Source organism: Caulobacter mirabilis (genome assembly GCF_002749615.1).
GTDB classification, from domain to species: domain Bacteria; phylum Pseudomonadota; class Alphaproteobacteria; order Caulobacterales; family Caulobacteraceae; genus Caulobacter; species Caulobacter mirabilis.
The window spans coordinates 1,723,210-1,746,314 of sequence record NZ_CP024201.1 but is presented as its reverse complement, the minus strand read 5'-3'; the positions used below and the strand labels follow the sequence as shown (position 1 = coordinate 1,746,314).

Here is a 23,105-nt window from a genome sequence, read left to right as displayed (position 1 = left end):
TCAAGTGAATCCGCCGTCAGGAGACGCTAAAGCGCCTCTTCGATCGCCGCCCTGATCTCCGGGTCCTGCGGGTCGGTCCGCGGGCCGAAGACGTTGATCAGGCCGCCGTCCTTGCCGACCAGCAGCTTGTGGAAGTTCCAGACCGGCTCGGCCGGCTCGCCGACCTGCTCGACCGCCCACCTGTAGAACGGATGCGCGTCCTCGCCCTTGACGTCGGTCTTGGCGGCCATCGGGAAGTCGACCCCGAAGTTGGTCCGGCAGAACTCGGCGATCTCGGCGTTCGAGCCCGGCTCCTGGCCGGCGAACTGGTTGCTCGGCACGCCCAGCACCACCAGCCCGCGGTCCCGGTAGTCGGCGTAGAGCTTCTCCAGCCCATCGTACTGCGGCGTCAGCCCGCACTGGCTGGCGACGTTCACCACCAGCACGACCTTGTCCCGGAAGGTCGAGAACGGCAGCGGCGAACCGTCGATGGCGGTGAAGTCGTAGTCGTAGGCGTTGGGCATTGGGGGCTCCACCTTAGGCCGGGTCAGACCGCCTTCAGCCTCGACCGAGCGTCTTCCAGACGTTCAGCGTAGTCGGGCGCGAACGGATCGGCCAAGGCCTTCTCGAGGAGAGCCTCAAGGTTCCACATCGCGATGTCTTCGGCCGAGGGGCGATGGTCATTCGCCAAAGTCTCGCTGCGGCGGGCGAGCCAATCAAACAGGACGATCGCCTCATCGTCCGACAGGGTCACCATGACCGCCATCAGAACCCCGCCGCCTGCTCCACCGCGAGCGCCAGGTCCAGCGCGCGGGCGGCTTCCTCGCCGGTGACGACCGGACGGGGCGACTTGCCGCGCACCGCGTCGACGAAGCCGCCGACGCTGGTTCCCAGCGGATCGCGGCCGGCCGGCGTCTCGGTGAAGGCCTCGTTCAGCGCGAACGGGGTGGTGTTGCGGAACTGACGGGTGACGAAGTCGATCTCCAGCGAGCCCGACGGGTAGACGATCTTCATCCGCCGCTCGCGGCTGTCATGGATGCGGGACGCCTCGAAGATGGCGGTGAAGCCGTCGTCGAAGGTCGCCTCGGCCTTGATCCGGTCCGGCGTGCCCTCGGCCTCGACGGTCATCGGCTCGGCGTCGGTGAGCGCCAGGGCCAGGTCGATGTCGTGGATCATCAGGTCGAGCACGACCGAGACGTCCTGGCTGCGCGGCGACGGCGTACCGAAGCGGATCGCCTCCAGCCGCAGCGGCTTCTCGGGAATATCGAGCAGACCCATGGCCTGGGAGACGACGCGCTCCTGGTGGCCGCAGGCCAGCACCAGCCCGCGCCGGGCCGCCTCGGCGATGAGCTTGTCGGCGTCCTCCAGCGTCGTCGCCAGGGGCTTCTCGACGTAGACAGACTTGCCCGCCTGCAGCGCCGCCTGCGCGGCGGCGGCGTGGGTCGTGGCCGGCGAGGCCACCGTGACGATGTCGCAGACGGCCAGCAGGTCCGGCAGGTCGCCGTAGGCCTCGGCCCCGTACTGGTTGGCCATCTCGAAGCAGCGCTCGGGATGGATGTCGAAGATGCCGACCAGCTCGACCCCTTCCATCTCGGCGTACTTGCGCGCGTGATAGCCGCCGAAGACGCCGGAACCGACGACGCCCGCCTTGAGAAGCTTTTCCATGGTTCCGATGTAGCCGTTTCGGCGCCTTCCGCGAAGTCAGGAAACGCGCTAAACGATCGTTTGAATATACGCCGTAAACCCGCAGAGGAAACGTCGATGACCGTCTCGCGTGAGATCCGCCTGAAGAGCCGCCCCGTCGGGACCCCGGTCGCCGACAACTTCGAACTGGCGACCGTAGACCTGCCCGCGCCGGGCCCCGGCGAGGTGCAGGTGCGCAACCTGTACATGTCGGTCGACCCCTACATGCGCGGCCGCATGAACGACGTGAAGAGCTACGTCCCGCCCTTCCAGATCGGCGAGGCCCTGCAGGGCGGCGCGGTCGGCGAGGTGGTCGCCTCCAACGATCCGAACTTCCAGGTCGGCGACATCGTCCAGAGCATGCTGGGCTGGCGCGAGGCCTTCAACACCAGCGCCGCGCCGCTGGCCCAGGCGACCGCCGGCCAGGCCGCGACCATCACCAAGCTGAACACCTATGGCCTGCCGCCGCAGACCTTCCTGGGCGTGGCCGGCATGCCCGGCATGACCGCCTGGGTGGGCCTGCTGAAGATCGCCGCGCTGAAGGAAGGCGACATCGTCTTCGTGTCCGGCGCGGCGGGCGCGGTGGGCTCGGTCGTCGTCCAGATCGCCAAGCTGAAGGGCCACAAGGTCATCGGCTCGGCCGGCGGCGCCGACAAGGTCGCCTTCCTGAAGTCGATCGGCTGCGACGAGGTCATCGACTACAAGGCCGAAGCCGACCTGACCGCCGCCCTCGCCCGGGCCGCGCCCACCGGCATCGACGTCTACTTCGAAAACGTCGGCGGCGCCCATATGGACGCCGCCCTGGCCGCCGCCCGGCCGTTCGCCCGCTTCGCCCTGTGCGGCATGATCAGCCAGTACAACTCGACCGGCGAAATGTACGGCGTGAAGAACCTGATCGCCGCCGTCGGCAAGAGCATCCGGCTAGAAGGCTTCATCGTCTCCAACAGCTTCCACCTGCTGCCGGAGTTCCTGCAGGACATGTCGGGCTGGATCTCGTCGGGCAAGCTGCAATGGAAGGAGACCGTCGACGAGGGCATCGAGAACGCCCCCGGCGCCTTCCTCAAGCTCTTCAAGGGCGAGAACACCGGCAAGATGCTGGTCAAGCTGAGCTGACCCCTTTCCCCGGTCATCCCGGACGGCCGCCAGGCCGGTCCGGGACCCAGGGCGACGGCGCGGGCTGGGTCCCGGCTATCCGCGCGACGCGCTGCGGCCGGGATGACCGCTAGTTTTGGGAGCGCGGCGTCATCTCAACCAGCGCCCAGCCGTCGCCCAGTTTCTGGAACTTGAATGCCACGCGCGATCCCGGCTCGCCCGGCGAGACGGCGATCACATCCGCCCAGGTCCTGAACGTCGTGCGTCCGGCCGGCAGCCCGGCGTCCGCCGATCCCTCATGGTCCAGGACCACGCGCGACGAGGTCGCCTCGCTGACGACGCCGATGCTTGCGTAGATCGGTCCCGTCGGCCCCGGCGGGATGATCCGGGCGCGGGCCTTGGCCGCGTCGGGACGCGAAGCTTCCGGCCCGCAGCCCGTCAGGGCCAGGGCGCAGACGACGGCGAACAGGCCCAGAGCCCTCATCAAAACCTCCGTGAACGGATCGCCGCCATAGCACGAAGCATGGGCTTGTGAACGGCGCCCGCTTCCGCCCGCGCCCCGGGAGGGCTAAAAGCCCGGCCGATCCCTGTTCGGAGAGTAAGCCGTGTCGCGCCTGTTCAGCGCTTATGTGATGGTCGACTGGAGCGCCGCCGCCGCCGCGCGCACCGGCAAGGATTCGATCTGGATCGGCGTCATCAAGCGCGACATCCGTTTCCGCCCGACCTTCGAGGCCCACAACCCGCCGACCCGCGACGCCGCGATGGCGACCCTGCGCGAGGTCCTGGCCGACCTGCGCCGCCGCGGAGAACGGGTCCTGATCGGCTTCGACTTCCCGCTCGGCTATCCGGAGGGCACGGCCGCCTTGCTGAAGGTCAAGCCGGCCGACTGGTCCGGCATGTGGGCCTTCCTGGCCAAGGACGTGGTCGACAAGCCGACCAATGTGAACAACCGCTTCGCCGTCGCCGCCAAGATGAACCGGCTGATGACCGACGAGGCCTGGCCGTTCTGGGGGGCGCCGGCCAACGACGCCCAGCGCTGGCTCGCCACGACCAAGCCGACGGTCGACCGCGCCGGCCTTCCGCCGGAGTTCCGCCGGACGGAGAAGCTCACCCAGGGCAAAGGCAAGTCGGGCGCGAAGAGCGTCTGGCAGGTGTTCGGCAACGGCACCGTCGGCAGCCAGGCCATCGTCGGCATCCCGCGGGTGAAGGCCCTCGCCGACGAGATGGGCGACAAGGCCCGCGCCTGGCCGTTCCAGACCGGCTGGAAAACCTTGACCGAGGCCGACCTGGCCGGCGTCGAGGCGGTGTTCGCCGAGGTCTACCCGGCGCTCGGCGACGTGCGTCCCGAGCCGGGCGAGATCGCCGACCGGGCTCAGGTCCGCGCGCTGTGCGAGCATTTCCTGCGCCTGGACGAGGCCGGAAAGCTCGGCCTCGAGTTCGGCCCCAAGGGCGAGACCACGGACGCCGAACGCGGCGTGGTCGAGACGGAAGAAGGCTGGATCCTCGGGGTCTGAGGCTCGCCATGGCCTCGCCGCCACGGAAACTCCGACTCCGCCATCACATCGGTTGCCGACTGACGATATCCATGGGATACGCAGCGGGCTCAGGTCCGAGCCAAGAGGGATTCGAATGACGATTGACGCGCGCACATCTGGACGTCGCCCGAAGGGTGATCGTCTGCGCGCGACCGGATGGCGGGACGCGCGCCTTCCCAACCTCTTCGTCTGAAACCGCGCGCCTCCGGGTCGCGCGACACCCGGAACCCAGAATGCCTACCCTGTCGACGCCGCCGGCCGAACGCCGTGAGCCGTCCCCCCTTTTGATCCACCTGGCCGGCGAGTTCGCCGATCGCGTCGCCGCGCTTTGGCCCGCGCCGCACGGGCCGTTCCTGACCGCGGGCGCCGCCCAGCGTCACCTGATCGCTCTCGGCCTGACCCGCGGGCGACCGGGCGTCGACCTGCGCGCCGTGCTGACCATTCCGCTCAAGCGCGCGCTTCGCCTGATCCTGCAGAGTCCGCCGCGCGGCCTGCTACGCGCGCTCGGCCGCCTGGGCGAGCGCGCCTGGAGCCGGACCGACTACGACCTGCTGCTGGCCCTGCTGGCGCGGCCGGAGACAGCCAAGATCCTCGCCCATGCGGAGGCCATCGAGGCCGACGCCGCCCGCGCGCTGCACGGCACGCCGCCGCCGCTGGTGCGGGCCGGGCTGCATCGCCTGCCGCTGCTGCCGGACCAGGCGGCCCTGGCCACCGAGGCGTTCACGGCGATCTCGGCGCGGGACGGCGAAGGGGTCGGCGAGCGCATCGCCCGGCGATGGGCGGGCGCCCGCACCGTCGAAAGCCTGATGGACCGCCTGCGTGAGGACATCCTGCCCGAACTTCCCCCGCCCCCCTTCCCCGGCACGGAGCGCCTGCGGCCGCTGACGACCAAGGCCGCCATGCGCGAAGCGGGCGGCCGCTACAACAACTGCCTTCGACAGCGTCTTCATCGCGCCGCGTCCGGAGCCTCGGCCTTCTATGAGTGGCGGGGGGCGCCGTCGGCGGTGATCGAGATCGTCCGCGACCAGCTGTTCGGCTGGCGGCTGAGCGAGGCCCGGCTGCGCGACAACGAGATCATGTCGGTCGCCGATCGCCCGGCCCTGGTGGCGGATCTTCGCAGCCTGGGCGTCTGGATCGGCCGCTCCCATTGGGGTCTGCACCACGCCAGCCACGACGCCGACGAGCCGACCTTCAGGTTCGAGCCGGTCGAACGCGCCGTCGCGGAGGCCTTCGAAGGGTGACCAAGGCTTAATTTGAACTCGGCGCCCCCCGCGTCCAGGCTGCGCGGCGGTTTACGGGGGCGTCGATGAGCACCACCACGCAGCGGCACCAATCGATCGACGCCGTGCGCGGCTTCGCCGTGCTGGGCATCCTGCTGATGAACATCGTCGGCATGGGCCTGCCGACCTTCGCCTACCTGGATCCGAGCTACTGGGGACTGGACGGGCCGGCGGACGTCTGGGTCTGGGCGGTGAACTATGTGCTGGCCGACGGCAAGCTGAGAGCGCTGTTCACCATGCTGTTCGGGGCCAGCATGCTGCTGATCGCGGACCGGGCCGAAGGACGACGCCCCGGCCCCGCCGAGACCCACTACCGGCGGATGGGCTGGCTGCTCGTGTTCGGGATGCTGCACGCCTACCTGCTGTTCTTCGGCGACATCCTGGTCACCTACGCCATCGCCGGGATGCTGATCTTCCCGCTGCGCAGGCTGAAGCCCCTGTGGATGATCGGCCTGGGCGCCGCGATCCTGCTGGCGTTGCTCGCCTACAGCCTCAACGAGGCCAGCCGGATCGAGACACTGTGGACCGCGATCCAGGCCGGAACCGCGACCCCCGTGCAGCTCGCTCAGTGGCAGGAGGCGCAGATCCTGATCCAGCCGCCCCGCTCCCTCGGCGAAGAGGAGGTGCGGCTGATGCAGGGCGGCTTCCTGGAGGCGCTGCAGAGCCGCGCCCGGGTCGCGATGATCATGCAGCTCTTCATCATGCCGACCAGCGCCCTGCCCGAAGCGCTCGGCCAGGCCTTGATCGGCGCGGGCCTGTTCCGGCTGGGCTTCTTCACCCTGGGCTGGCCGAACCGGGCCTATGGCGGCGTCGCTGCGTTCGGCCTGCTGATCGCCCTGCCGATCACCGCCGCCCTGGCCTGGAAGGCCTGGTCATCCGGTTTCGACCCGGGTCTGCGCCATCTGTGCGAGTCCCTCAGCGCCCTGCCCCGGCCGTTCGTGGCTCTGGCCTATGCTTCGGTCCTGCTGATGATGGTGCGCGCGGGCCGCGCCGCCGGCCTGGTCGACCGCCTCGCCGCCGCCGGGCGCATGGCCTTCAGCAACTACCTGGGGACCTCGATCCTCACCTCGTTCGTGTTCTGCGGCTACGGCCTGGGCCTCTACGGCGAACTGAGCCGGTGGGAGCTCTACATCGTGGTGGCGGCGGTCTGGGCGCTGATGCTGCTGTGGAGCAAGCCCTGGCTGGAGCGCTTCCACTACGGCCCCTTCGAATGGGCCTGGCGCTCGCTGGCGCAGTGGAAGCCGCAGCCCTTCATCAGAAGGGCCGCGGCCGCCTGAGGCCTGTCAGCCCATCACCTTGACGATGGCGACATGCTCTTCCGCCCCGTATCCCGCGGCGGCGGCCCGCCGGAACAGGTCCGCGGCGAACCGCGGCCAGGCGTCGCCGATGCCGGCGTCCTGCGCTTGCTGCACAAGCCGGGCGATATCCGCCCCGGCCGTGGCCAGGGCGCTCTCCGGCTCGGCGAACCGGCCGCCGGCGATCACGGCGGCCATGTGCCGGGAGTCCGCGCCCAGGCTCGGCGCGAGGCCGGCCAGCGTCTCGCCGAAGCCCGCCAGATCCAGCCCCTCCGAACGGGCGACCAGCGCGCCGTGAGCGAAGCCGATCCAGTGTCCCGCGAGATAGGCCAGGACCGCCGCGAACAGCGCCGCCGCCGCGCCCGGATCGACGCCTTGATGGATCACGCCGCCCGCCAGCCGCCGCAACAGCGGCTCGGCGTCCTCGAACACCGCCTGCGGCCCGGAGGCGACGATCACGGCCTCCTCCCCGCCGATCTGCCGCGGCCAGGCCAGGATCGCCCCGTCCAGGTAGCGGACGCCCCTCGCCTCCATCCCGGCCGCCAGCGTCCGCGCTTCGCGCGGCGTGCCGGTGCTGAGCTGGACCAGCGTCCGCCCCGCGAGCGCCGCGAGGACGGCGTCGTCGAGGATGGCGGCGGCTGCGGCGTAGTCCGAGACGCAGACGACCGTCACCGGACTGGCGGCGGCGGCCGATGCGGCGTCGGGGGCCAGGCCGGCCCCGGCCGCGACCAGATCGGCGGCCTTCGCGGCCGACCGGTTCCACACCGTGGTCCGCAGGCCCGACCGCAGAAAGGCCCGCGCCAGGGCCGAGCCCATCTCGCCCAGGCCGATCACCGTCACGTCACTCATGTCTTCACTCCTTGAAACCTCGTGGCGAGGTCCCAGGTGTGGAGGATCACGAGCCCATTCAATTACTTACCTTTTGGTACGTACCGGAGCCCCGCGTTGAAGCCGATCGAGATCGAGACCTGCGGACTGAACGCGGCCCTGGCCGTCATCGCCGGAAAATGGAAGCCGACGATCATCTGGGTCCTGCATGCCGCCCCGACGCGGTTCGGCGCCCTGCGACGCCAGATCCCGGGCATCAGCGAGAAGGTCCTGTTCCAGCAGCTTCGCGAGCTCGAGGCGGACGGCGTCGTGCGTCGCCGCGTCTTCGAGGGCGCGGTGCTGCATGTCGAGTACTCGCTGACCGCCTCCGGACAGGTGCTGAACACGGCGACGCATGCCCTGTCCGTCTGGGGGACAGGGCATGCCGCCACGCGGTCGGCGGTGGAGCTTCTGAGCGGCTAGCTCGCTGCGCGGAGCCCGTCGCGGCCCGCCTTCAGGCGCTCGGCGACCAGGAAGGCCAGCTCCAGCGCCTGCTCGCCGTTGAGGCGCGGGTCGCAGTGGGTGTGGTAGCGGTCGGCCAGGTCGCCCTCGGTCAGCGCGCGCGCGCCGCCGAGGCATTCGGTGACGTTCTGCCCGGTCATCTCCAGGTGCACGCCGCCCGGATGGACGCCCTCGGCCTCGGCCACGTCCACGAAGCCCTTCACCTCGGCCAGGATGCGGTCGAACGGCCGCGTCTTGTAGCCGGTGGAGGCCTTCAGGGTGTTGCCGTGCATCGGGTCGGTCGACCAGATCACCGAACGGCCGGCCCGCTTGGTCGCCTGCATCAGGCGCGGCAGGCGCTCGGCCACCTTGTCGGCGCCGAAGCGGCCGATCAGGGTCAGCCGCCCCGGCTCGTTGGCCGGGTTCAGCACGTCGATCAGGCGCAGCAGATCGTCGGGCTCCATGGTCGGGCCGACCTTGCAGCCGATCGGGTTCTTCACGCCGCGCATGAACTCGACATGGGCGCCGTCCAGCTGACGGGTGCGCTCGCCGATCCACAGCATGTGGGCGCTGGTGTCGTACCAGTCGCCGCTGGTGCTATCGACGCGGGTCATCGACTCCTCGAAGCCCAGCAGCAGGGCCTCGTGGCTGGTGAAGAACTCCACCTGCTTCATGCCCGGATGGCTCTCGGGCGTGACCCCGATGGCGGCCATGAAGGCCAGGCTTTCGCTGATCTTGTCCGACAGCTCGCGGTAGCGCGCGCCCTGCGGGCTGCCGTCGACGAAGCCCAGCGTCCAGCGGTGGATGTTGTGCAGGTCGGCGTAGCCGCCCTGGGCGAAGGCGCGCAGCAGGTTCAGGGTCGCCGAGGCCTGGCCGTAGGCCTTCAGGAGGCGTTCCGGGTCCGGCGTGCGCTCGGAGGCCTCGAAGGCCATGCCGTTGATGTTGTCGCCCCGGTACGACGGCAGGGTGACGCCGTCGATGGTCTCGATCGGCTCGCTGCGCGGCTTGGCGAACTGGCCCGCGATGCGGCCGACCTTCACCACCGGCTTGCCGCCGGAGAAGGTCAGCACCACCGCCATCTGCAGGATCAGGCGGAAGGTGTCGCGGATGTTGTCGGCGTGGAATTCCTTGAAGCTCTCGGCGCAGTCGCCGCCCTGCAGCAGGAAGGCGTTGCCCTGGGCGACGTCGCCCAGCAGGCTCTTCAGTCGGCGGGCCTCGCCCGCAAACACCAGCGGCGGCATCCGGCGAAGGTCGTTTTCCACGCGCTCGACGACGACCTGATCCGGATAGTCGGTCGGCACGTGCTTGGCGGGCTTGCTTCTCCAGGACGTCGGGGTCCAGCGCTCGGTCATGGTCTCAACTCGAAAATGGGCCGTCGTCCTTACAGCAAGGCGGCCCGGAAGGCAAAATTATGCGCCCGCCGCGCGCGAATGTCGCGCGAAGGGCATGGGAATGCGCGATCGTTGCGAATGTAACCATCTGCGGTGGAGATGGGGCTGGCGGTGGTGGGTTGGAAGGGCGGAGGGGGCTCAGTGTCTCCGTTGTGGCGGTGCGGGGTGCGGGTGGGCGGCTCGCTAGGGGCGGCGAGGTGGTCACGGGAGGCAGTATAGCGCGGTGGCGGCGGGCGGGGATTGGCGGGGGAAAGTTTAGTGAAAGCGCAAGCTTGGGGAGATGTAGGCGGATGGAGTGTGGGTTGCGGCGGGCCGCTCCTGTAGGGCCATGGCTCGCTGAACGGCTGGAAGCCGCGCCTGACGAAGGGGCAGATTGTCCCCGGATGTCTCGGCATGTCTCGTGAGTATACGTCTCGGGAGTCTCGCGCCGAGCGAGCGTCGGAAGCTGACTCTTTTCTGATCCTCGGACCGTTCGCTTCCAAAACGGGAAACCAAAGGCCGCAGGTAGTGTAGCGCGCTCCTGAGGCCCCCTCCATCTGTGGGTCCGCCTCCGGCCGTTTGGTTATCGAAGCGCGCCTCGGTAACTAGTGGCAAACAGTGCAAGCAGCTCATAGCGCGCAGCAGGTGCATTGCGCAGACTTGCCGTTGAGCCTGGTCACGGCCAAGCTCAACACGCTGGAGTCGATAGATATGCACCTTCGCGCCAATACACTGGACGACCTTCTCGAAAAGGCTTTCAGACTTCTCCTGAAAAGCAAAATGCGGGTCTCCCCCAAGAAGGGAAACACCGTCGAGGAGCATGGTGTAGTCCTTGAACTGACAAGGCCGCGCGCTCGCCTAAGTCGCGCTCATGAGAAGGGTCACGTGTTTAGCTGCATTGGGGAACTCTTCTGGTACATATCGTGCAAGAATGACTTGCCTTCGATTCAATATTACATAAAGCGCTATGATGAGTATGCTGAGTCGGACGGGACGATCTGGGGGGCCTACGGCCCACGGATGTTCGGCGGTGAACGGTCGCAATATGAAATCGTGCGAGACCGGCTGAGGGAAAGATCAGCAACTCGGAAGGCGGTCATTCAGCTTTTCGACCGGGAAGATATAGTCGCCGACTATAATGACGTGCCGTGCACCTGCACGCTCCAGTTTCTCGTCCGTGACGGGCTACTGAATCTGGTCGTCTACATGCGGTCGAATGACGTCTATATGGGCTTCCCGCACGATGTGTTCGCATTCACGATGATCCAAGAGATCATGGCGAACGACCTTGGGGTCAAACTTGGGTCGTATAAGCACATGGTTGGCAGCTTCCACCTGTACGATCGGAATCGCGAACAGGTTGAACGCTACCTGCACGAAGGCTACCAGCCGACCCGCGAGATGCCCGCGATGCCGAGCGGCAATCCCTGGGGAGACATCCAGAAGCTCTTCATTATCGAGGACGCGATCCGCGGCGGCGGCGCCGCGGCCGTGAGCCAAGCTCTATCGCGGCTCCACGAGATTAGCCCGTACTGGGCCGATATTGGCCGACTGTTCGGGATTTTCGCCCTGACGCGCGGCTACGATGGGCCGCGTGAACGCCTTAGGGGCGTTGTCGATCTTCGCAAAGAGATGGCGAGCGACTTTTACGCCGCCTACATCCGCAAACGTTCGAAGAAGTTGAACCAAGTAGTGGCCAAGCTCGACTTCGAAACCGCGAGCCACGGCTAGGAGTTCGACCGTGAGACCATTTGATCGGCAGCGTGCCGCCGCTTTGTCAGCCGGCCTTGTCGCCTTTTCCAATCATACGCCGCTGTTGGGTGTTGCGGACGCCAACGCCCGGGCGAGCCTTGTGCGCCAGATGATCGATAGCCTGCACCGCATTGAGTTTGCTCGGCAGCTTGGGCAGCGCTCAATCAGTCCGGGGCGTATGGACCCAACCAGCCCGCTGTTCGATCCGGTGCGGGCGGCCTATCTCCACGACCAGGCGGGCAACAAGGACGAGGCCGCCTGGTTGATTTTCCTTTCGACCCACTTTGGTTTCCATCGGCGCTGGAAGTGGGAATTGACCCGTCGAGTCTATGGGGCGCTCGGCCAAGGTCCAAACTGGACTTGGGCACGGACCAGCGGTGACATCGACGGGTTTCGACATTGGTTCAATGCCCACGCCGCCCAGTTGCAAGGTGTCCCGTTTGGCAATCACCGCAAGTACGAGAGCATCCGCCCGGGCGCGGACAACAACCTCGCCGACACGGTCGCCAGCTACATTGAATGGGTCGGCGCCAACCGAGGCTTCGCGCTCTTGGTCGCGGATATCGATCAGCCACCGTCAAACCCTAGAACCCGGTTCGATCGACTCTATCGGGCGTCGCCAATCGTACAGTTCGGCCGGACCGCCAAGTTTGATTTCCTGACGATGATTGGAAAGCTGAACATCGCCGACATCGAACCGCCCCTGCCCTATCTGCAGGGCGCGACGGGGCCGACGCGCGGGGCCAAGCTTCTCATCGCGAACAATCCCACGGCTAGTATCCCGGTACGCCACCTCTCTGACATCGTCGTCGATCTAGGGACCATCCTCGATGTCGGAATGCAGGTGATGGAGGACTCTTTGTGTAACTGGCAGAAATCCCAGTTCGAATACGTGGCGTTCAGAGGGTGAAGTCAGCCACGTCCGTCCAGTCGTAGCGCTCCTTCAGGAAGTTCATCTGGTGGTGCTGCAACAGGCCGCGGTTCTGCATCTGGCCGACCAAAATACCTGCCGAAACACCGACGCGCTTAGCCAGCCGCGCTAGGGCGCGGAAGTCGCGACGAACGGTGCGGAGATCGTCCTCGAATTCGGCAGGGATCAAGATCGAGGAGGCGAAGCGGTTGGCCTCGGATTCCTCCTCCGTCATCTCGTAATCTTGCCCTTCGACGAAGAGGGGGGAGGTCGGGTGGAGGAGAAGATGGCCGATTTCGTGGAACACAGTGAACCAGAAGTGGTCGTCGGCGCGATAACGGAAGCTGAGCTGTATGATCGCCTTGTCTGCCGCTTCGAAGTGGGTCGCTCCACTCGCCCGACAGCCCGCAGGCGTTCGCACAAAGACGATGGCGACCCCACAGGCTTGCCCGATCGCGACGAGCTTCGGAAAAAACTCCGCCGGCTTCTTCGTTCGAACTAAGTTGCGGATCGCCGGAAGTGCAGCGCGCAGCTTTTCGGCGTCCCATGGAGCGCAGTTCACCCGACGCGCACTGCGGACACCCTGCCGGAGCCAGGCGGCGACGGCCGCTGGATTGCTCTTGTGCGCGAATGACGTCCGAAACCGAACCTGCTCGGCTAAGCACGGTCCCGACCGCTGCCAATCTCCGGGCGTGTCCTCGAAAAAGGCCTTGAGCGCTTGATCCCCGCTAAGTTCCGTGAAGTCCTTTAGCCACCCGAAGGCGCGCATATCCTTCAGTGGCAGCTCGGATTTGAATGTCGCAAAGTCGACCGGAGCGGCGGATTGGACTTGGGTACCGAGCCGCTCGCGGTAAAGAAATTCCCTAGACAGCCAGAACTGCCGGCTCGCGCCTAAGGTCGTCGCGAGACCGTCGGCTAGTTCCGTATCTATGAATAGGTCGCCGACCAGCAGCTTGTCGGTCGCGGTACGCGACAGCCCTAGCTCTTGGCAGAGAAAGTCAGGGGTCAGATCGCGGCAGGCGAGGGCGTCTCTGATGGTGTCGCCAGGCGGCGACACCCAGTCCGGCGAGAAACGTTCGGCGGCGCTCATGGCAGCTGAATGCCCATGAGTTTGATGCGATCCACAGTCGTCCAATCGAGATCTTGATTCCCATCCATGGGAAGGGCTCCGGGAATAGCCACGATGTTCAGCCAATAGCCAGGGTGAAATTCGATCGCTGCGTCGTCATTCACCCCGTACTCGATGTTCATCCAGGGCAGCTCGGTGATCACGTTAGCGGCCTCAAGGTCGGCCAAACGGCGTTGCAAGGCCGCCGCCGCTTCGTCGCCGAGCTGCGTTCGGGCCCAGGCGTCGCTTTCGCACAGGCGGCGAAGGCCTTTGGTCTCGAACCCAAGTTCCAACAGTAGTCACCATGCCAGCTCGCTGAGTGAGAATCAGCCATGCTTCGCATGGTCGCGCTTCAGGCGATGTTCGGCTAGATCACACGCAAAGCTTGGTGGTCGCGCTCGTTCAGACATCGTCCAGGCCGAACAGGAGTGTCGGCAATCGGCGGACTCTGAGTGTTGACCCCAGCCGCGCCCCCTACCCCACCGCCCCCAGCTCCGCCGGCATGTACTTCTCGCGCATCGTGACCAGCTCCTCCGCCGCCGTCGGGTGGACGGCGCAGGTGGAGTCCCACTGCGGCTTGGTCACGCCCATCTTCACGGCGATGGCGGCCATCTGGATGATTTCCGGCGCGTCGGGGCCGACGACGTGCACGCCGACGACCTGCTGGTTGTCGGCGCGGACCAGCAGCTTCATCAGCGTGCGCTCCTCGCCGCCGTAGAAGCTGACCTTCATCGGACGGAAGGTGGTGCGGTAGACGTCGATCTGGCCGAACCGCTTGCGGGCCTCGGCCTCGCCCATCCCGACGGTGCCGATCGGCGGCTGGGAGAACACCGCCGTGGCCACGTGGTCGTGGTCGAAGCTGGTCGGGTTGTTCTTGAACTCGGTCTCGGCGAAGGCCGCGCCCTCGCGGATCGCCACCGGGGTCAGGTTGATGCGGTCGGTGACGTCGCCGACGGCCCAGATGTTGGCCACGTTGGTCCGCGAATATTCGTCGACCTGGATCGCGCCCCGGTCGTTCAGCAGCACGCCGGCATTCTCCAGGCCGAGGCCCTTCACATGGGGCTCGCGGCCGGTGGCGAACATCACCTGCTCGGTGGTGAACCTCATGCCGTTGTTCAGGCGGCTGATCAGGCGGCCGTCCTCGGCCCTCTCGATGCTCTCGTGCGAGCAGCCCAGCGCGATGCGAATGCCGCGCTTCTCCATCTCCGACGACAGGTGCACGCGCACGTCGTCGTCGAAGCCGCGCAGGATGTTCGGGCCGCGGTACTGCAGCGTCACCTTGCTGCCCAGCCCCGCGAAGATGCCGGCGAACTCCACGGCGATATAGCCGCCGCCGACGATCAGGATGCTCTCGGGCAGCTTTTCGAGGTGGAAGGCCTCCTCCGAGGTGATCGCATGCTCGATGCCCGGCAGGTCGGTCGGCACGGTCGGTCGGCCGCCGGTGGCGATCAGGATCTTGTCGGCGGTGTAGGTCTGGTCGCCCACGGCGACGGTATGGGCGTCGACCAGGGTGGCGCGGCCGTGCAGCAGCTCTGCGCCGGCCTTCTGCAGGTTGGTGACATAGATGCCCGACAGGCGCGCGATCTCGAGGTCCTTGGACTCGATGAAGGCCGGCCAGTCGAAGGTCGGCGCCTCGACGGTCCAGCCGAAGCCGCGCGCGGCCTTGACCTGCTGCGAGAACTCGCTGGCGTAGACCATGAACTTCTTGGGCACGCAGCCGCGGATCACGCAGGTGCCGCCGACGCGATGCTCCTCGGCCACCGCCACCCGGGCGCCGGCCATGGCCGCCAGCCGCGACGCCCGCACCCCGCCCGAGCCCGCCCCGATGACGAAGAGGTCGTAGTCGTACTTGGCCATCAAACTTCTCCGTCTTCCCGGCCCACGGGTCGCGTGAAGCGCGCCCGAGGGTAAACTAATGGCCTGGGATCCAGGAGATCCACCGACCGCTCAGGCTGTATCTGGGTCCCGGCCTTCGCCGGGATGGGCGGGGTTGATATGGGTCTAGGGGACGAGCTTGACCACCCCGTCGTCGGTTCCCAGCAGGGCCTCGTCGGCGAGGTCCAGGAACAGGCCGTGGTCGACCACCCCGGTGACGCTCTTCAGCGCCGAGGCCAGCGCCGCCGGATCGGCGATCGTTCCCGAGGCCATGTCGTAGATCACGTTGCCGCCGTCGGTGACGACCACGCCCCGCTCGGCGGTGCGCAGCCGCGGCGGCGGCAGGTCGAACTCGGCGGCGATGTCGGCCAGGCGGCGGCCGGTGTGCGGATGGCCGAAGCGGACGACCTCGATCGGCAGCGGGAACTTGCCGAGAGTCTTCACATGCTTGGCCGCGTCGGCGATGACCACGCAGCGCCTGGACGCCTCCCAGACCAGCTTCTCGCGCAGCAGGGCCGCGCCGCCCCCCTTGATCAGCGACAGGCCCGGGCCGATCTCGTCGGCGCCGTCGACGGTCAGGTCGATGCTCTTCACGTCGTCCAGGCTGGCCAGGCCGATGCCCAGCTCGCGCGCCAGGTCGGCGGTGGCCTCGGAGGTCGGCACGCCGCGGATGTCCAGCCTGCGCGCGGCCAGGGCCTTCACGAACCAGGCGGCCGTCGAGCCGGTGCCCAGCCCCACGACCATGCCGGCTTCCACCAACTCCGCGGCGGCTTCGCCCGAAATGCGCTTTTGATCGTCGGCAGTCATGTCGCGTCCCTGTTGCGCCCGCTCTTTAGCATCGGATGGCCCCGACGGGAGGGCGTTTCCGCCTCGCGCCGCATCGATAGATATTTCCTATGCTGCAGGGCAAACAAATCAATTTTGCTTATCGGGCGAAGCCGGGTAGCAACCTCCCCGTCGCTAACCGGAGTCCGACATGTCCCTTATCAATACCCAGATTAAGCCGTTCACGACCCAGGCCTTCAAGGAAGGCAAGTTCATCACCGTCAGCGACACCGACCTGAAGGGCAAGTGGTCCGTGGTGTTCTTCTACCCGGCCGATTTCACCTTCGTCTGCCCGACCGAGCTGGAAGACCTGGCCGACAACTACGACGCCTTCCAGAAGCTGGGCGTGGAGATCTACTCGGTCTCGACCGACACCCACTTCTCGCACAAGGCCTGGCACGACTCTTCGCCGGCCATCGGCAAGATCAAGTACACCATGCTGGGCGACGCCTCGGGCCAGATCACCAACAACTTCGGCGTCATGCGCGAAGGCCAGGGCCTGGCCGACCGCGGCACCTTCCTGGTCGACCCGGAAGGCGTGATCCAGTTCATGGAGATCACCGCCGAAGGCATCGGCCGCAACGCCGCCGAGCTGCTGCGCAAGGTCAAGGCCGCCCAGTACGTGGCCTCGCACCCGGGCGAAGTCTGCCCGGCCAAGTGGGAAGAGGGTGAAGCCACCCTGGCCCCGTCGCTCGACCTGGTCGGCAAGATCTAAGGCCGACCTCGGCCTCCGGCCTTGGAGGCCGTCCGCTGCGGCGGGCGGCCTCCGGGGCCCCCTCTACCCCCCTGTTTTCAAGCTTTTGAACGGTACCCCGGAGCACCGCATGCTGGACGCTGCCCTGAAGACTCAGCTCGCCGCCTACCTGCAGAACCTGCGTCAGCCGATCGAACTGGTCGCCACCCTGGGCGACGGGTCCTCGGCCGCGGAGATGCGCGCGCTCCTGGAAGACGTCGCGGCCGCGTCCGACAAGGTCGGCGTCCGCTTCGACGGCGCCGACGACCGCGCCCCGTCCTTCGCCATCGAGCGCGCCGCCGGCGACGCCGGCGTCCGCTTCGCCGGCCTGCCGCTGGGCCACGAGTTCACCTCGCTGGTGCTGGCCCTGCTGCATGTCGGCGGCCACCCGCCCAAGATCGACGCCGACGTCGTCGCCCAGATCAAGGCGCTGGAGGGCCGCTTCCACTTCGAGACCTATTTCTCGCAATCCTGCCAGAACTGCCCCGACGTGGTGCAGGCGCTGAACACCATGAGCGCCCTGAACCCCAACATCACCCACGTCGCCATCGACGGCGCCCTGTTCAAGGACGAGGTCGAGGCGCGCCAGGTCATGGCCGTGCCGACCGTGCTGCTGAACGGCGAGCCGTTCGCCCAGGGCCGCATGACCATCGAGCAGGTGCTCTCCAAGCTCGACACCGGCGCCGCCGCCCGCGCGGCCGAGAAGCTGAAGGACAAGGACCCGTTCGAGGTCCTGGTCATCGGCGGCGGTCCGGCCGGCGCGGCCTCGGCCATCTACGCCGCCCGCAAGGGCATCCGCACCGGCCTGGCGGCCGAGCGCTTCGGCGGCCAGGTGCTCGACACCATGGCCATCGAGAACTTCATCTCCGTCTCCCACACCGAGGGCCCGAAGCTGGCCGCCGGTCTGGAGCAGCACGTCAAGGACTACGACGTCGACATCATGAACCTGCAGGTCGCCAGCCGCCTGATCCCGGCGAAGGCCGAGGGCGGGCTGATCGAGGTGCAGCTCGAGAACGGCGTCAGCCTGAAGTCGCGGACCGTGATCCTGGCCACCGGCGCCCGATGGCGGCAGATGGGCGTGCCCGGCGAGAACGACTACCGCAACAAGGGCGTGGCCTACTGCCCCCACTGCGACGGCCCGCTGTTCAAGGGCAAGCGCGTGGCCGTGGTCGGCGGCGGCAACAGCGGCGTCGAGGCGGCCATCGACCTGGCCGGCATCGTCGCCCACGTCACCCTGATCGAGTACGACAGCCAGCTGCGCGCCGACGCGGTCCTGCAGCGCAAGCTGGCCAGCCTGCCGAACGTCCGCATCGTCACCTCGGCGCTCACGACCGAGGTCCGCGGCGACGGCCAGAAGGTCACCGGCCTGGTCTACAAGGATCGCAACAGCGACGAGGTCCACAACCTCGACCTGGAAGGCGTGTTCGTGCAGATCGGCCTGGTGCCGAACACCGAATGGCTGAAGGACACGGTCGCCCTCTCCCCGCGCGGCGAGATCGAGACGGACCACCGCGGCGCGACCTCGGTCCCCGGCGTCTTCGCCGGCGGCGACGCCACGACGACGCCCTACAAGCAGATCGTTATCGCCATGGGCGAAGGTTCGAAGGCGGCGCTGTCGGCGTTCGATTACCTGATCCGCCTGCCGGCCGAGGTGACGGAACAGGCGGGGGCTTAGGCGCTACGGGGACATGCTCCGCCTTCGGAGAATGTGGCGCGTGTCCCTGGATCTCCTGTCGCTGAGAGGCTCCGGCCGAGGCCTAGAGCACCGGCGCGCCGTAGGACAATGTTGCGTCCGTCAGATCGTCTTCGGTCAGGATTTCCAGCATCCACACCCGGCTGGTCGCCGCCGCCTTCTGGAAATCCGCCTCACTGGCCCCTGCGAGCGAGACAAAGCGCCCTCCCTTTTCGTGAAAGACGTAATTGGCCTTCGTCGGCCCTGTCTTGTCGGGCGCGACCCCAGCCCAACTGGCGATAGCCGTCCAGTCCGAGACCGTCGGACGGGTGCCAAGCGCGCAATTGCTGAATTTCCAACGCTTCGTCCCGACCGTTTCCATCGACTCTGCGACAATCAGACGAAGCGGCCTGCCGTCCTTTGTTTCCCTGAACATTTGGACCGCGTAGGTCATCTTGCCGGGGTTCGGGACTGGAACCTCGGCATAACCGAGGGCTTTCGCCTTCTCGATCGCGCCCCGGAAATCGTTGCGAGACGCACCGCAGATCGCAAGAAAATCCCCGCTCCAGGCGGTCTCCGCGATCGCTGACTGAACACCCATCACGCCTGTGAGCACGACGCCGATCAGGACGTGTTTCACCACGCCCGCTTTGAATGACTCACCCAAGTTCCGCCCCCCAACTCCGAGTTCCCAAAGCACTGACCAACAAAGCGCGACCGGATCAAGCGCGTATAGACGTCATCCATTGAGGCAAGGCGAGGAGAACGGCGAAAGCGCTCTCCCTGTCCCTTCGTCTCATGCCAGGCGCGTCGCCAAGCATGAGATCGAAGGGGCGCTCCCACCGTCCAGCTGGGCGGCGGAAGCCGCTCGCCGCCGACCTACGGGCCCGACGCCGGAGCCCCCGCCGCGCCCTTCAGCACAAAAAACGAAGCCGAGAGGATCGTCGTGGTTTCGGCCCCGACCTTGAGCTGCAGGGCGCTGACGAGCCGGACCGGTCCTCCCTGAAGAAGGTCGATCGTCGGACCCCTCGTCTGAGCAGCCGACAGCCGGGTGCGCACGCCGTTGTTCTCCCGGAAGGAGTAGCTGACCAAGCTTCCCGTTTCCTCGGTCGGAGCCATGGCGAGCCAGGCGCGCAGCGCGGACGGCGCCGCGGCGTCCGGTCCGGCGATCGTGATCGAGCATCCTTCATGGGTCGCCGGCGGTCCGCCGGAACCGAACATGAGCGCGGGCCCCTGGAAACCCAGGAGATAGGTCCCTCCGCTCGACTTGCGCTGGAAGCTGTCGTCGCTGAGAGATGGAAGAGGCGCGAAGCCGAGCTTCGCCGCCTGCGCGCGGGCCCCGGCGGCGTCGCCGACATGGCGCAGGCAGACGGCTTCGAACATCTCGAACAGTTCGGAATGCTCCGCCGCCCGCGCGCCCGGCGTCGCCGCGCACAGCAGCAGCGTGAACACGCCCAGGCCGATTGCTTTCCAACCCGTCACGTCGGCCCCCGCCAACCTCTTCATCCCGCGCCAAGCCTTCGCCGTGCCGCCCATCGGCGTCAAGCTCGGCGCTTCACGGCGCAAGCTGAGGAGGCTTGCTCGCCCCCTACTCCGCCCGGGTCCGGGTCAGCAGCAGCAGGCTCGCGCCGCCGATGCCGCTGGCGGTCAGGGTGTGCAGGTCGCCGGCCTCCACGGCGGCCCTGGCCGCGGCCTTGTCCTTCAAGCCCACCGGCTTGCGCCCGCCCGCCTGGGTGAACAGGTAGATGCTGACGCCCAGGATCGACTTCGCCGCCGGAACGCCTGCCCAGGCGCGGCCCGCGGCCAGGCCGGCCTCGTCCTTGCCCTTGACCCCCGCGCCGCAGATCAGGGTCGAGGACGCCGGCATGTCCTTCTCGGCCTTGTCGGCCCGGCGGGCCGCGACGACGAAGAACGCGCGGCCGTCGATGGTCTTCTCGAAACTCTTGGTCTCCGTCGCTCCATCGGACTTCGGCGGCTTCTTGGCCGGAACGAAGCCCTGCGCCGTCGCCCGCGCCGCGACGCCGGCCGGCTCCAGCCCCGGCCCGCAAATCCCTCGGAACAGCCCGAACAGTCCCGCCTCGGCGGCGTTCGCCGACCCGGCAGCGAACAGGATCAGGGCGGCCATGAACATGGGGGCGACGCGCATGCTCCTTCATCCCACGCTCCGACGCTTCCGGCCATAGGCCTCCGCGCCCCTACCTCCGAGGTAATCGATCCCGTTCCCGCCCGGTCGCATGTTGCTCCTGCCCGGACGGCCGGGCGCAGGACCTACACCGGAGCGAGACATGGACCGCCGCAGCCTTCTGACCTTCACCGCCGCCGCCGGAGCCGGCGCGACCCTGCCGGCGGCCGCCCAGGCTGCGGCGAGCCAGCCCGCGCCCCGCCGCGGCGGTCCGGTGACGACGCGGGACGGCGCCCGGCTGTTCGTCCGCGACTGGGGCGACGGGCCGACCGTGCTGTTCCTGTCCGGCTGGGCCCTGACCAGCGAGATGTGGGCCTACCAGGCCGCGCCGCTGAACGACGCCGGGCTGCGCACCGTCGCCTACGACCGGCGCGGCCACGGCAAGTCGGACGACCCGGGCCGCGGCTACGACTTCGACACCCTGGCCGACGATCTGGACGCGGTCATCGAGCAGCTGGGCCTGCGCGACGTGGTCCTGGTCGCCCATTCGATGTCCGGCGGCGAGGCGACCCGCTACCTGACCCGCCATGGCCGCAAGGGCCGGGTCCGCAAGCTGCTGTTCCTGGCCCCCGCCCTGCCTTGCCTGACCGCCAAGGCGGATAATCCCTACGGCGCGCCGGCGGAGGTCTACGAGGCCGTGCGCCGACAGTACCTGACCGACTTCCCGGGCTGGGTCGACGACAACACCGAGCCCTTCGTCACGCCCCAGACCAGCCAAGCCATGCGCGGCTGGCTCAAGGACATGATGCTGCAGACCTCGATGCGGGCGGTCGTCGACTGCAACCGCGCCCTGACGGCGGCCGACTTCCGGGCCGAGCTGCGGTCGCTGAAAATCCCCAGCCTGATCATCCACGGCGACAAGGACGCCTCGGCCCCGCTGGAAGCCACCGGCCGCCAGGTCGCCGCCCTGGTCCCGGGAACCGCGCTGAAGGTCTACGAGGGCGCTCCCCACGGCCTGTTCGTGACCCACATCGACCGCCTCAACGCCGACATCGAGGCCTTCGCGAAGGGCTAGAAAGGCGGGGGACATGTACCTGCAAGGTACGTGTCCCCTTCCTCTGTCGCGGGGACACGCGCCGGCTGCGCCGGAGCATGTCCCCAATCCTACTTCTGCTTCCGGGCCAGCTTGGCCGCGCGGAAGCGGGCCGCCCAGCCTTCCTTCTCGACCTGCGGGGCGCGTTCCAGGGCCAGGGCGTCCGGCGCCACGTCCTGGGTGATCACGCTGCCCGAGCCGGTGTAGGCGCCCGCGCCGATGCTCACCGGGGCCACCAGCGAGGAGTTGGAGCCCACGAAAGCCCCCTCGCCCACATGGGTCTTGGCCTTGTCGAAGCCGTCGTAGTTGCAGAAGATCGTGCCGGCGCCGATGTTGGCCTTCGCGCCGACCGAGCCGTCGCCCAGATAGGCCAGGTGGTTGGCCTTGGCGCCCTTGCCGACCGTGACGTTCTTCACCTCGACGAAGTTGCCGATATGGGCGTCCTCGCCGATGTCCGCGCCGGGCCGCAGGCGAGCGTAGGGGCCGACGATCGCGCCGCCGCGCACCACGGCGCCCTCCAGGTGGCTGAAGGCCCGGATCACCGCGCCGCTCTCGACCTGCACGCCAGGGCCGAAGACGATGTTGGGCTCCAGCACCGCGCCGCCGGCGATCTTGGTGTCCCAGCTCAGGAAGACGGTCTCCGGCGCGACCATGCTGACGCCCCCGGCCATCAGCGCGGCGCGGGTCCGGTCCTGCCAGAACCGTTCGGCGCGGGCGACGCCGGCCTGATCGTCGGCCCCCATGACCGCCGTCTCCGAGGCGAAGGCCACGCCCACCCGCTTGCCGGCCGCATTGGCGACGCCGACGATCGAGGTGATGTAGTACTCGGACTTGACGTTGTCGTTGTCGACCTTGGCCAGCCAGTCGAACAGGGGCCCGGCCGCCGCGCCCAGCATGCCCGAATAGCAGACCTTGACCGTCTTCTCCTCCGGCGAGGCGTCGCGCGCCTCGACGATGCGCAACAGGCGGCCGTCGGCGTCCTGGATCATGCGGCCGTACAGCGCCGGGTCCGCCGCCTCGAAGGCCAGCATGACCAGGTCGTCGCCGGCGGCGAGGCGCTCGAAGATCGGCGCCAGGTCGTCGGCGGTCAGCAGCGGGCAGTCGGCGTTGGTGACCAGCACCTCGCCGTCGAACCCGGCCAGAGCCTCCCTGGCCGCCAGTACGGCGTGGGCGGTGCCCAGCGGCGGGTTCTGGATGGCCACGGCGTCGTCGCCCAGCCGCCTGCGCACATGCTCGGCCACCGCCGGGCTGTGGGTTCCGCAGACCACCACCACCCGCTCGCAGCCGGCCGCCTGGACGGCGTCGATGGCGCGATCGAGCATGGTCCGCCCGCCGACCCTGTGCAGGACCTTCGGGGTCGGCGATTTCATCCGGGTGCCCTGGCCGGCGGCCATGATCACGGCGGCGCGTGCGGTCATCGGTTCGACTCGTCGAGTGATTGCTTTCCCCACGCGTTTAGCCGAAAGCCGGAGC

General features: G+C 67.9%; 24 protein-coding genes. 10 read left to right on the top strand and 14 right to left on the bottom strand.

Annotation, left to right across the window (positions count from 1 at the left end; genetic code table 11):
* Nucleotides 1-26 precede the first annotated feature (26 nt).
* Genes CSW64_RS08485 through CSW64_RS08475 form a run of 3 tightly spaced genes read right to left on the bottom strand, consistent with a single transcriptional unit; the run spans nt 27 to nt 1,644 of the window.
* Nucleotides 27-503, bottom strand: a complete 477-nt coding sequence (locus CSW64_RS08485; RefSeq protein ID WP_099621704.1) for a glutathione peroxidase — start codon at nt 501-503, stop codon at nt 27-29.
* 23 nt (nt 504-526) lie between these two features.
* Nucleotides 527-745 (bottom strand): hypothetical protein, encoded by a 219-nt coding sequence (locus CSW64_RS08480; protein ID WP_099621703.1) that lies wholly within the window; start codon nt 743-745, stop codon nt 527-529.
* Nucleotides 745-1,644: a Gfo/Idh/MocA family protein gene (locus tag CSW64_RS08475; RefSeq protein WP_099621702.1), complete on the bottom strand. Its 900-nt coding sequence runs from the start codon at nt 1,642-1,644 to the stop codon at nt 745-747. Before CSW64_RS08475 ends, CSW64_RS08480 begins: the two co-directional genes overlap by 1 nt.
* Before the next feature lie 96 nt (nt 1,645-1,740).
* Between CSW64_RS08475 and CSW64_RS08470 the strand changes: the two genes are divergently transcribed.
* The gene (locus CSW64_RS08470) at nt 1,741-2,775 is read left to right on the top strand and encodes an NADP-dependent oxidoreductase (protein WP_099621701.1); all 1,035 of its coding nucleotides are present in this window, start codon (nt 1,741-1,743) and stop codon (nt 2,773-2,775) included.
* Nucleotides 2,776-2,884: 109 nt separating this feature from the next.
* On the opposite strand, the gene CSW64_RS08465 is transcribed toward CSW64_RS08470, so the two are convergent.
* The gene (locus CSW64_RS08465; RefSeq protein ID WP_099621700.1) at nt 2,885-3,238 is read right to left on the bottom strand and encodes a copper-binding protein; all 354 of its coding nucleotides are present in this window, start codon (nt 3,236-3,238) and stop codon (nt 2,885-2,887) included.
* 121 nt (nt 3,239-3,359) lie between these two features.
* Here CSW64_RS08465 and CSW64_RS08460 point away from each other — a divergent pair, with 121 nt between their 5' ends.
* The 3 genes from CSW64_RS08460 to CSW64_RS08450 all read left to right on the top strand — a co-directional run bounded on the left by CSW64_RS08460 (nt 3,360) and on the right by CSW64_RS08450 (nt 6,846).
* Complete coding sequence (locus CSW64_RS08460) at nt 3,360-4,268, top strand: cobalamin biosynthesis protein CbiG (RefSeq protein ID WP_099621699.1); 909 nt, start codon at nt 3,360-3,362, stop codon at nt 4,266-4,268.
* A gap of 254 nt (nt 4,269-4,522) precedes the next feature.
* Entirely contained in the window at nt 4,523-5,530 is a 1,008-nt protein-coding gene (locus CSW64_RS08455; RefSeq protein ID WP_099621698.1) for a hypothetical protein, read from the top strand.
* Between the two features lie 65 nt (nt 5,531-5,595).
* Nucleotides 5,596-6,846, top strand: a complete 1,251-nt coding sequence (locus CSW64_RS08450) for a DUF418 domain-containing protein (RefSeq protein ID WP_099621697.1) — start codon at nt 5,596-5,598, stop codon at nt 6,844-6,846.
* 6 nt (nt 6,847-6,852) lie between these two features.
* On the opposite strand, the gene CSW64_RS08445 is transcribed toward CSW64_RS08450, so the two are convergent.
* Nucleotides 6,853-7,713 (bottom strand): NAD(P)-binding domain-containing protein, encoded by an 861-nt coding sequence (locus CSW64_RS08445; protein WP_099621696.1) that lies wholly within the window; start codon nt 7,711-7,713, stop codon nt 6,853-6,855.
* Nucleotides 7,714-7,809: 96 nt separating this feature from the next.
* Between CSW64_RS08445 and CSW64_RS08440 the strand changes: the two genes are divergently transcribed.
* Complete coding sequence (locus CSW64_RS08440; protein WP_099621695.1) at nt 7,810-8,154, top strand: winged helix-turn-helix transcriptional regulator; 345 nt, start codon at nt 7,810-7,812, stop codon at nt 8,152-8,154.
* On the opposite strand, the gene CSW64_RS08435 is transcribed toward CSW64_RS08440, so the two are convergent.
* Complete coding sequence (locus CSW64_RS08435) at nt 8,151-9,524, bottom strand: class II 3-deoxy-7-phosphoheptulonate synthase (RefSeq protein ID WP_099621694.1); 1,374 nt, start codon at nt 9,522-9,524, stop codon at nt 8,151-8,153. The genes CSW64_RS08440 and CSW64_RS08435 overlap by 4 nt on opposite strands.
* A 684-nt stretch (nt 9,525-10,208) precedes the next feature.
* On the opposite strand from CSW64_RS08435, the gene CSW64_RS08430 reads away from it, so the two are divergent.
* Both CSW64_RS08430 and CSW64_RS08425 read left to right on the top strand, forming a co-directional pair.
* The gene (locus CSW64_RS08430) at nt 10,209-11,273 is read left to right on the top strand and encodes a thymidylate synthase (protein WP_150131363.1); all 1,065 of its coding nucleotides are present in this window, start codon (nt 10,209-10,211) and stop codon (nt 11,271-11,273) included.
* Between the two features lie 10 nt (nt 11,274-11,283).
* Nucleotides 11,284-12,204: an alpha-glutamyl/putrescinyl thymine pyrophosphorylase clade 3 protein gene (locus tag CSW64_RS08425; RefSeq protein ID WP_150131362.1), complete on the top strand. Its 921-nt coding sequence runs from the start codon at nt 11,284-11,286 to the stop codon at nt 12,202-12,204.
* On the opposite strand, the gene CSW64_RS08420 is transcribed toward CSW64_RS08425, so the two are convergent.
* From CSW64_RS08420 to rpiA, 4 genes are all read right to left on the bottom strand, one after another.
* Nucleotides 12,194-13,294, bottom strand: a complete 1,101-nt coding sequence (locus CSW64_RS08420; protein ID WP_099621691.1) for an ImmA/IrrE family metallo-endopeptidase — start codon at nt 13,292-13,294, stop codon at nt 12,194-12,196. The two genes, CSW64_RS08425 and CSW64_RS08420, sit on opposite strands and share 11 nt — an antisense overlap.
* Nucleotides 13,291-13,605 carry a hypothetical protein gene (locus tag CSW64_RS08415; RefSeq protein WP_099621690.1) on the bottom strand — a complete coding sequence of 105 codons (315 nt, stop codon included), beginning with the start codon at nt 13,603-13,605 and terminating at the stop codon, nt 13,291-13,293. The genes CSW64_RS08420 and CSW64_RS08415 overlap by 4 nt, the downstream gene beginning before the upstream one ends.
* 181 nt (nt 13,606-13,786) lie before the next feature.
* A complete protein-coding gene (gene gor, locus CSW64_RS08410) occupies nt 13,787-15,169 on the bottom strand; it encodes a glutathione-disulfide reductase (protein ID WP_099621689.1) in 1,383 nt (460 codons plus the stop codon).
* Nucleotides 15,170-15,313: 144 nt separating this feature from the next.
* On the bottom strand, nt 15,314-15,994 hold the full coding sequence (gene rpiA / locus CSW64_RS08405; protein ID WP_099621688.1) for a ribose-5-phosphate isomerase RpiA: 681 nt from the start codon (nt 15,992-15,994) through the stop codon (nt 15,314-15,316).
* Between the two features lie 169 nt (nt 15,995-16,163).
* Between rpiA and ahpC the strand changes: the two genes are divergently transcribed.
* The gene (ahpC, locus tag CSW64_RS08400) at nt 16,164-16,727 is read left to right on the top strand and encodes an alkyl hydroperoxide reductase subunit C (protein WP_099621687.1); all 564 of its coding nucleotides are present in this window, start codon (nt 16,164-16,166) and stop codon (nt 16,725-16,727) included.
* Nucleotides 16,728-16,836: 109 nt separating this feature from the next.
* Nucleotides 16,837-18,420, top strand: a complete 1,584-nt coding sequence (ahpF, locus tag CSW64_RS08395; RefSeq protein ID WP_099621686.1) for an alkyl hydroperoxide reductase subunit F — start codon at nt 16,837-16,839, stop codon at nt 18,418-18,420.
* A gap of 82 nt (nt 18,421-18,502) precedes the next feature.
* On the opposite strand, the gene CSW64_RS08390 is transcribed toward ahpF, so the two are convergent.
* From CSW64_RS08390 to CSW64_RS08380, 3 genes are all read right to left on the bottom strand, one after another.
* The gene (locus tag CSW64_RS08390) at nt 18,503-19,057 is read right to left on the bottom strand and encodes a hypothetical protein (RefSeq protein WP_150131361.1); all 555 of its coding nucleotides are present in this window, start codon (nt 19,055-19,057) and stop codon (nt 18,503-18,505) included.
* A 239-nt stretch (nt 19,058-19,296) separates the two neighbouring features.
* On the bottom strand, nt 19,297-19,899 hold the full coding sequence (locus tag CSW64_RS08385; protein WP_150131360.1) for a hypothetical protein: 603 nt from the start codon (nt 19,897-19,899) through the stop codon (nt 19,297-19,299).
* Nucleotides 19,900-20,005: 106 nt separating this feature from the next.
* Nucleotides 20,006-20,563, bottom strand: a complete 558-nt coding sequence (locus CSW64_RS08380; RefSeq protein WP_099621683.1) for a hypothetical protein — start codon at nt 20,561-20,563, stop codon at nt 20,006-20,008.
* 139 nt (nt 20,564-20,702) lie between these two features.
* Between CSW64_RS08380 and CSW64_RS08375 the strand changes: the two genes are divergently transcribed.
* Nucleotides 20,703-21,614 (top strand): alpha/beta fold hydrolase, encoded by a 912-nt coding sequence (locus tag CSW64_RS08375; RefSeq protein ID WP_099621682.1) that lies wholly within the window; start codon nt 20,703-20,705, stop codon nt 21,612-21,614.
* Nucleotides 21,615-21,703: 89 nt separating this feature from the next.
* Here the strand turns inward: CSW64_RS08375 and glmU are convergent, their stop codons facing one another.
* Nucleotides 21,704-23,071 carry a bifunctional UDP-N-acetylglucosamine diphosphorylase/glucosamine-1-phosphate N-acetyltransferase GlmU gene (gene glmU / locus CSW64_RS08370; RefSeq protein ID WP_245863895.1) on the bottom strand — a complete coding sequence of 456 codons (1,368 nt, stop codon included), beginning with the start codon at nt 23,069-23,071 and terminating at the stop codon, nt 21,704-21,706.
* Nucleotides 23,072-23,105 lie beyond the last annotated feature (34 nt).

Bases quoted from the DNA above. Each gene is read 5' to 3' on its own strand.
- CSW64_RS08475 (WP_099621702.1), bottom strand. From the start codon at position 1,644: ATGGAAAAGCTTCTCAAGGCGGGCGTCGTCGGTTCCGGCGTCTTCGGC.
- CSW64_RS08470 (WP_099621701.1), top strand. From the start codon at position 1,741: ATGACCGTCTCGCGTGAGATCCGCCTGAAGAGCCGCCCCGTCGGGACC.
- CSW64_RS08420 (WP_099621691.1), bottom strand. From the start codon at position 13,294: ATGAGCGCCGCCGAACGTTTCTCGCCGGACTGGGTGTCGCCGCCTGGC.
- ahpF (WP_099621686.1), top strand. From the start codon at position 16,837: ATGCTGGACGCTGCCCTGAAGACTCAGCTCGCCGCCTACCTGCAGAAC.
- ahpC (WP_099621687.1), top strand. From the start codon at position 16,164: ATGTCCCTTATCAATACCCAGATTAAGCCGTTCACGACCCAGGCCTTC.
- CSW64_RS08450 (WP_099621697.1), top strand. From the start codon at position 5,596: ATGAGCACCACCACGCAGCGGCACCAATCGATCGACGCCGTGCGCGGC.
- CSW64_RS08465 (WP_099621700.1), bottom strand. From the start codon at position 3,238: ATGAGGGCTCTGGGCCTGTTCGCCGTCGTCTGCGCCCTGGCCCTGACG.
- CSW64_RS08375 (WP_099621682.1), top strand. From the start codon at position 20,703: ATGGACCGCCGCAGCCTTCTGACCTTCACCGCCGCCGCCGGAGCCGGC.
- CSW64_RS08445 (WP_099621696.1), bottom strand. From the start codon at position 7,713: ATGAGTGACGTGACGGTGATCGGCCTGGGCGAGATGGGCTCGGCCCTG.
- CSW64_RS08435 (WP_099621694.1), bottom strand. From the start codon at position 9,524: ATGACCGAGCGCTGGACCCCGACGTCCTGGAGAAGCAAGCCCGCCAAG.
- CSW64_RS08485 (WP_099621704.1), bottom strand. From the start codon at position 503: ATGCCCAACGCCTACGACTACGACTTCACCGCCATCGACGGTTCGCCG.
- CSW64_RS08480 (WP_099621703.1), bottom strand. From the start codon at position 745: ATGGCGGTCATGGTGACCCTGTCGGACGATGAGGCGATCGTCCTGTTT.
- CSW64_RS08380 (WP_099621683.1), bottom strand. From the start codon at position 20,563: ATGCGCGTCGCCCCCATGTTCATGGCCGCCCTGATCCTGTTCGCTGCC.
- rpiA (WP_099621688.1), bottom strand. From the start codon at position 15,994: ATGACTGCCGACGATCAAAAGCGCATTTCGGGCGAAGCCGCCGCGGAG.
- gor (WP_099621689.1), bottom strand. From the start codon at position 15,169: ATGGCCAAGTACGACTACGACCTCTTCGTCATCGGGGCGGGCTCGGGC.
- CSW64_RS08455 (WP_099621698.1), top strand. From the start codon at position 4,523: ATGCCTACCCTGTCGACGCCGCCGGCCGAACGCCGTGAGCCGTCCCCC.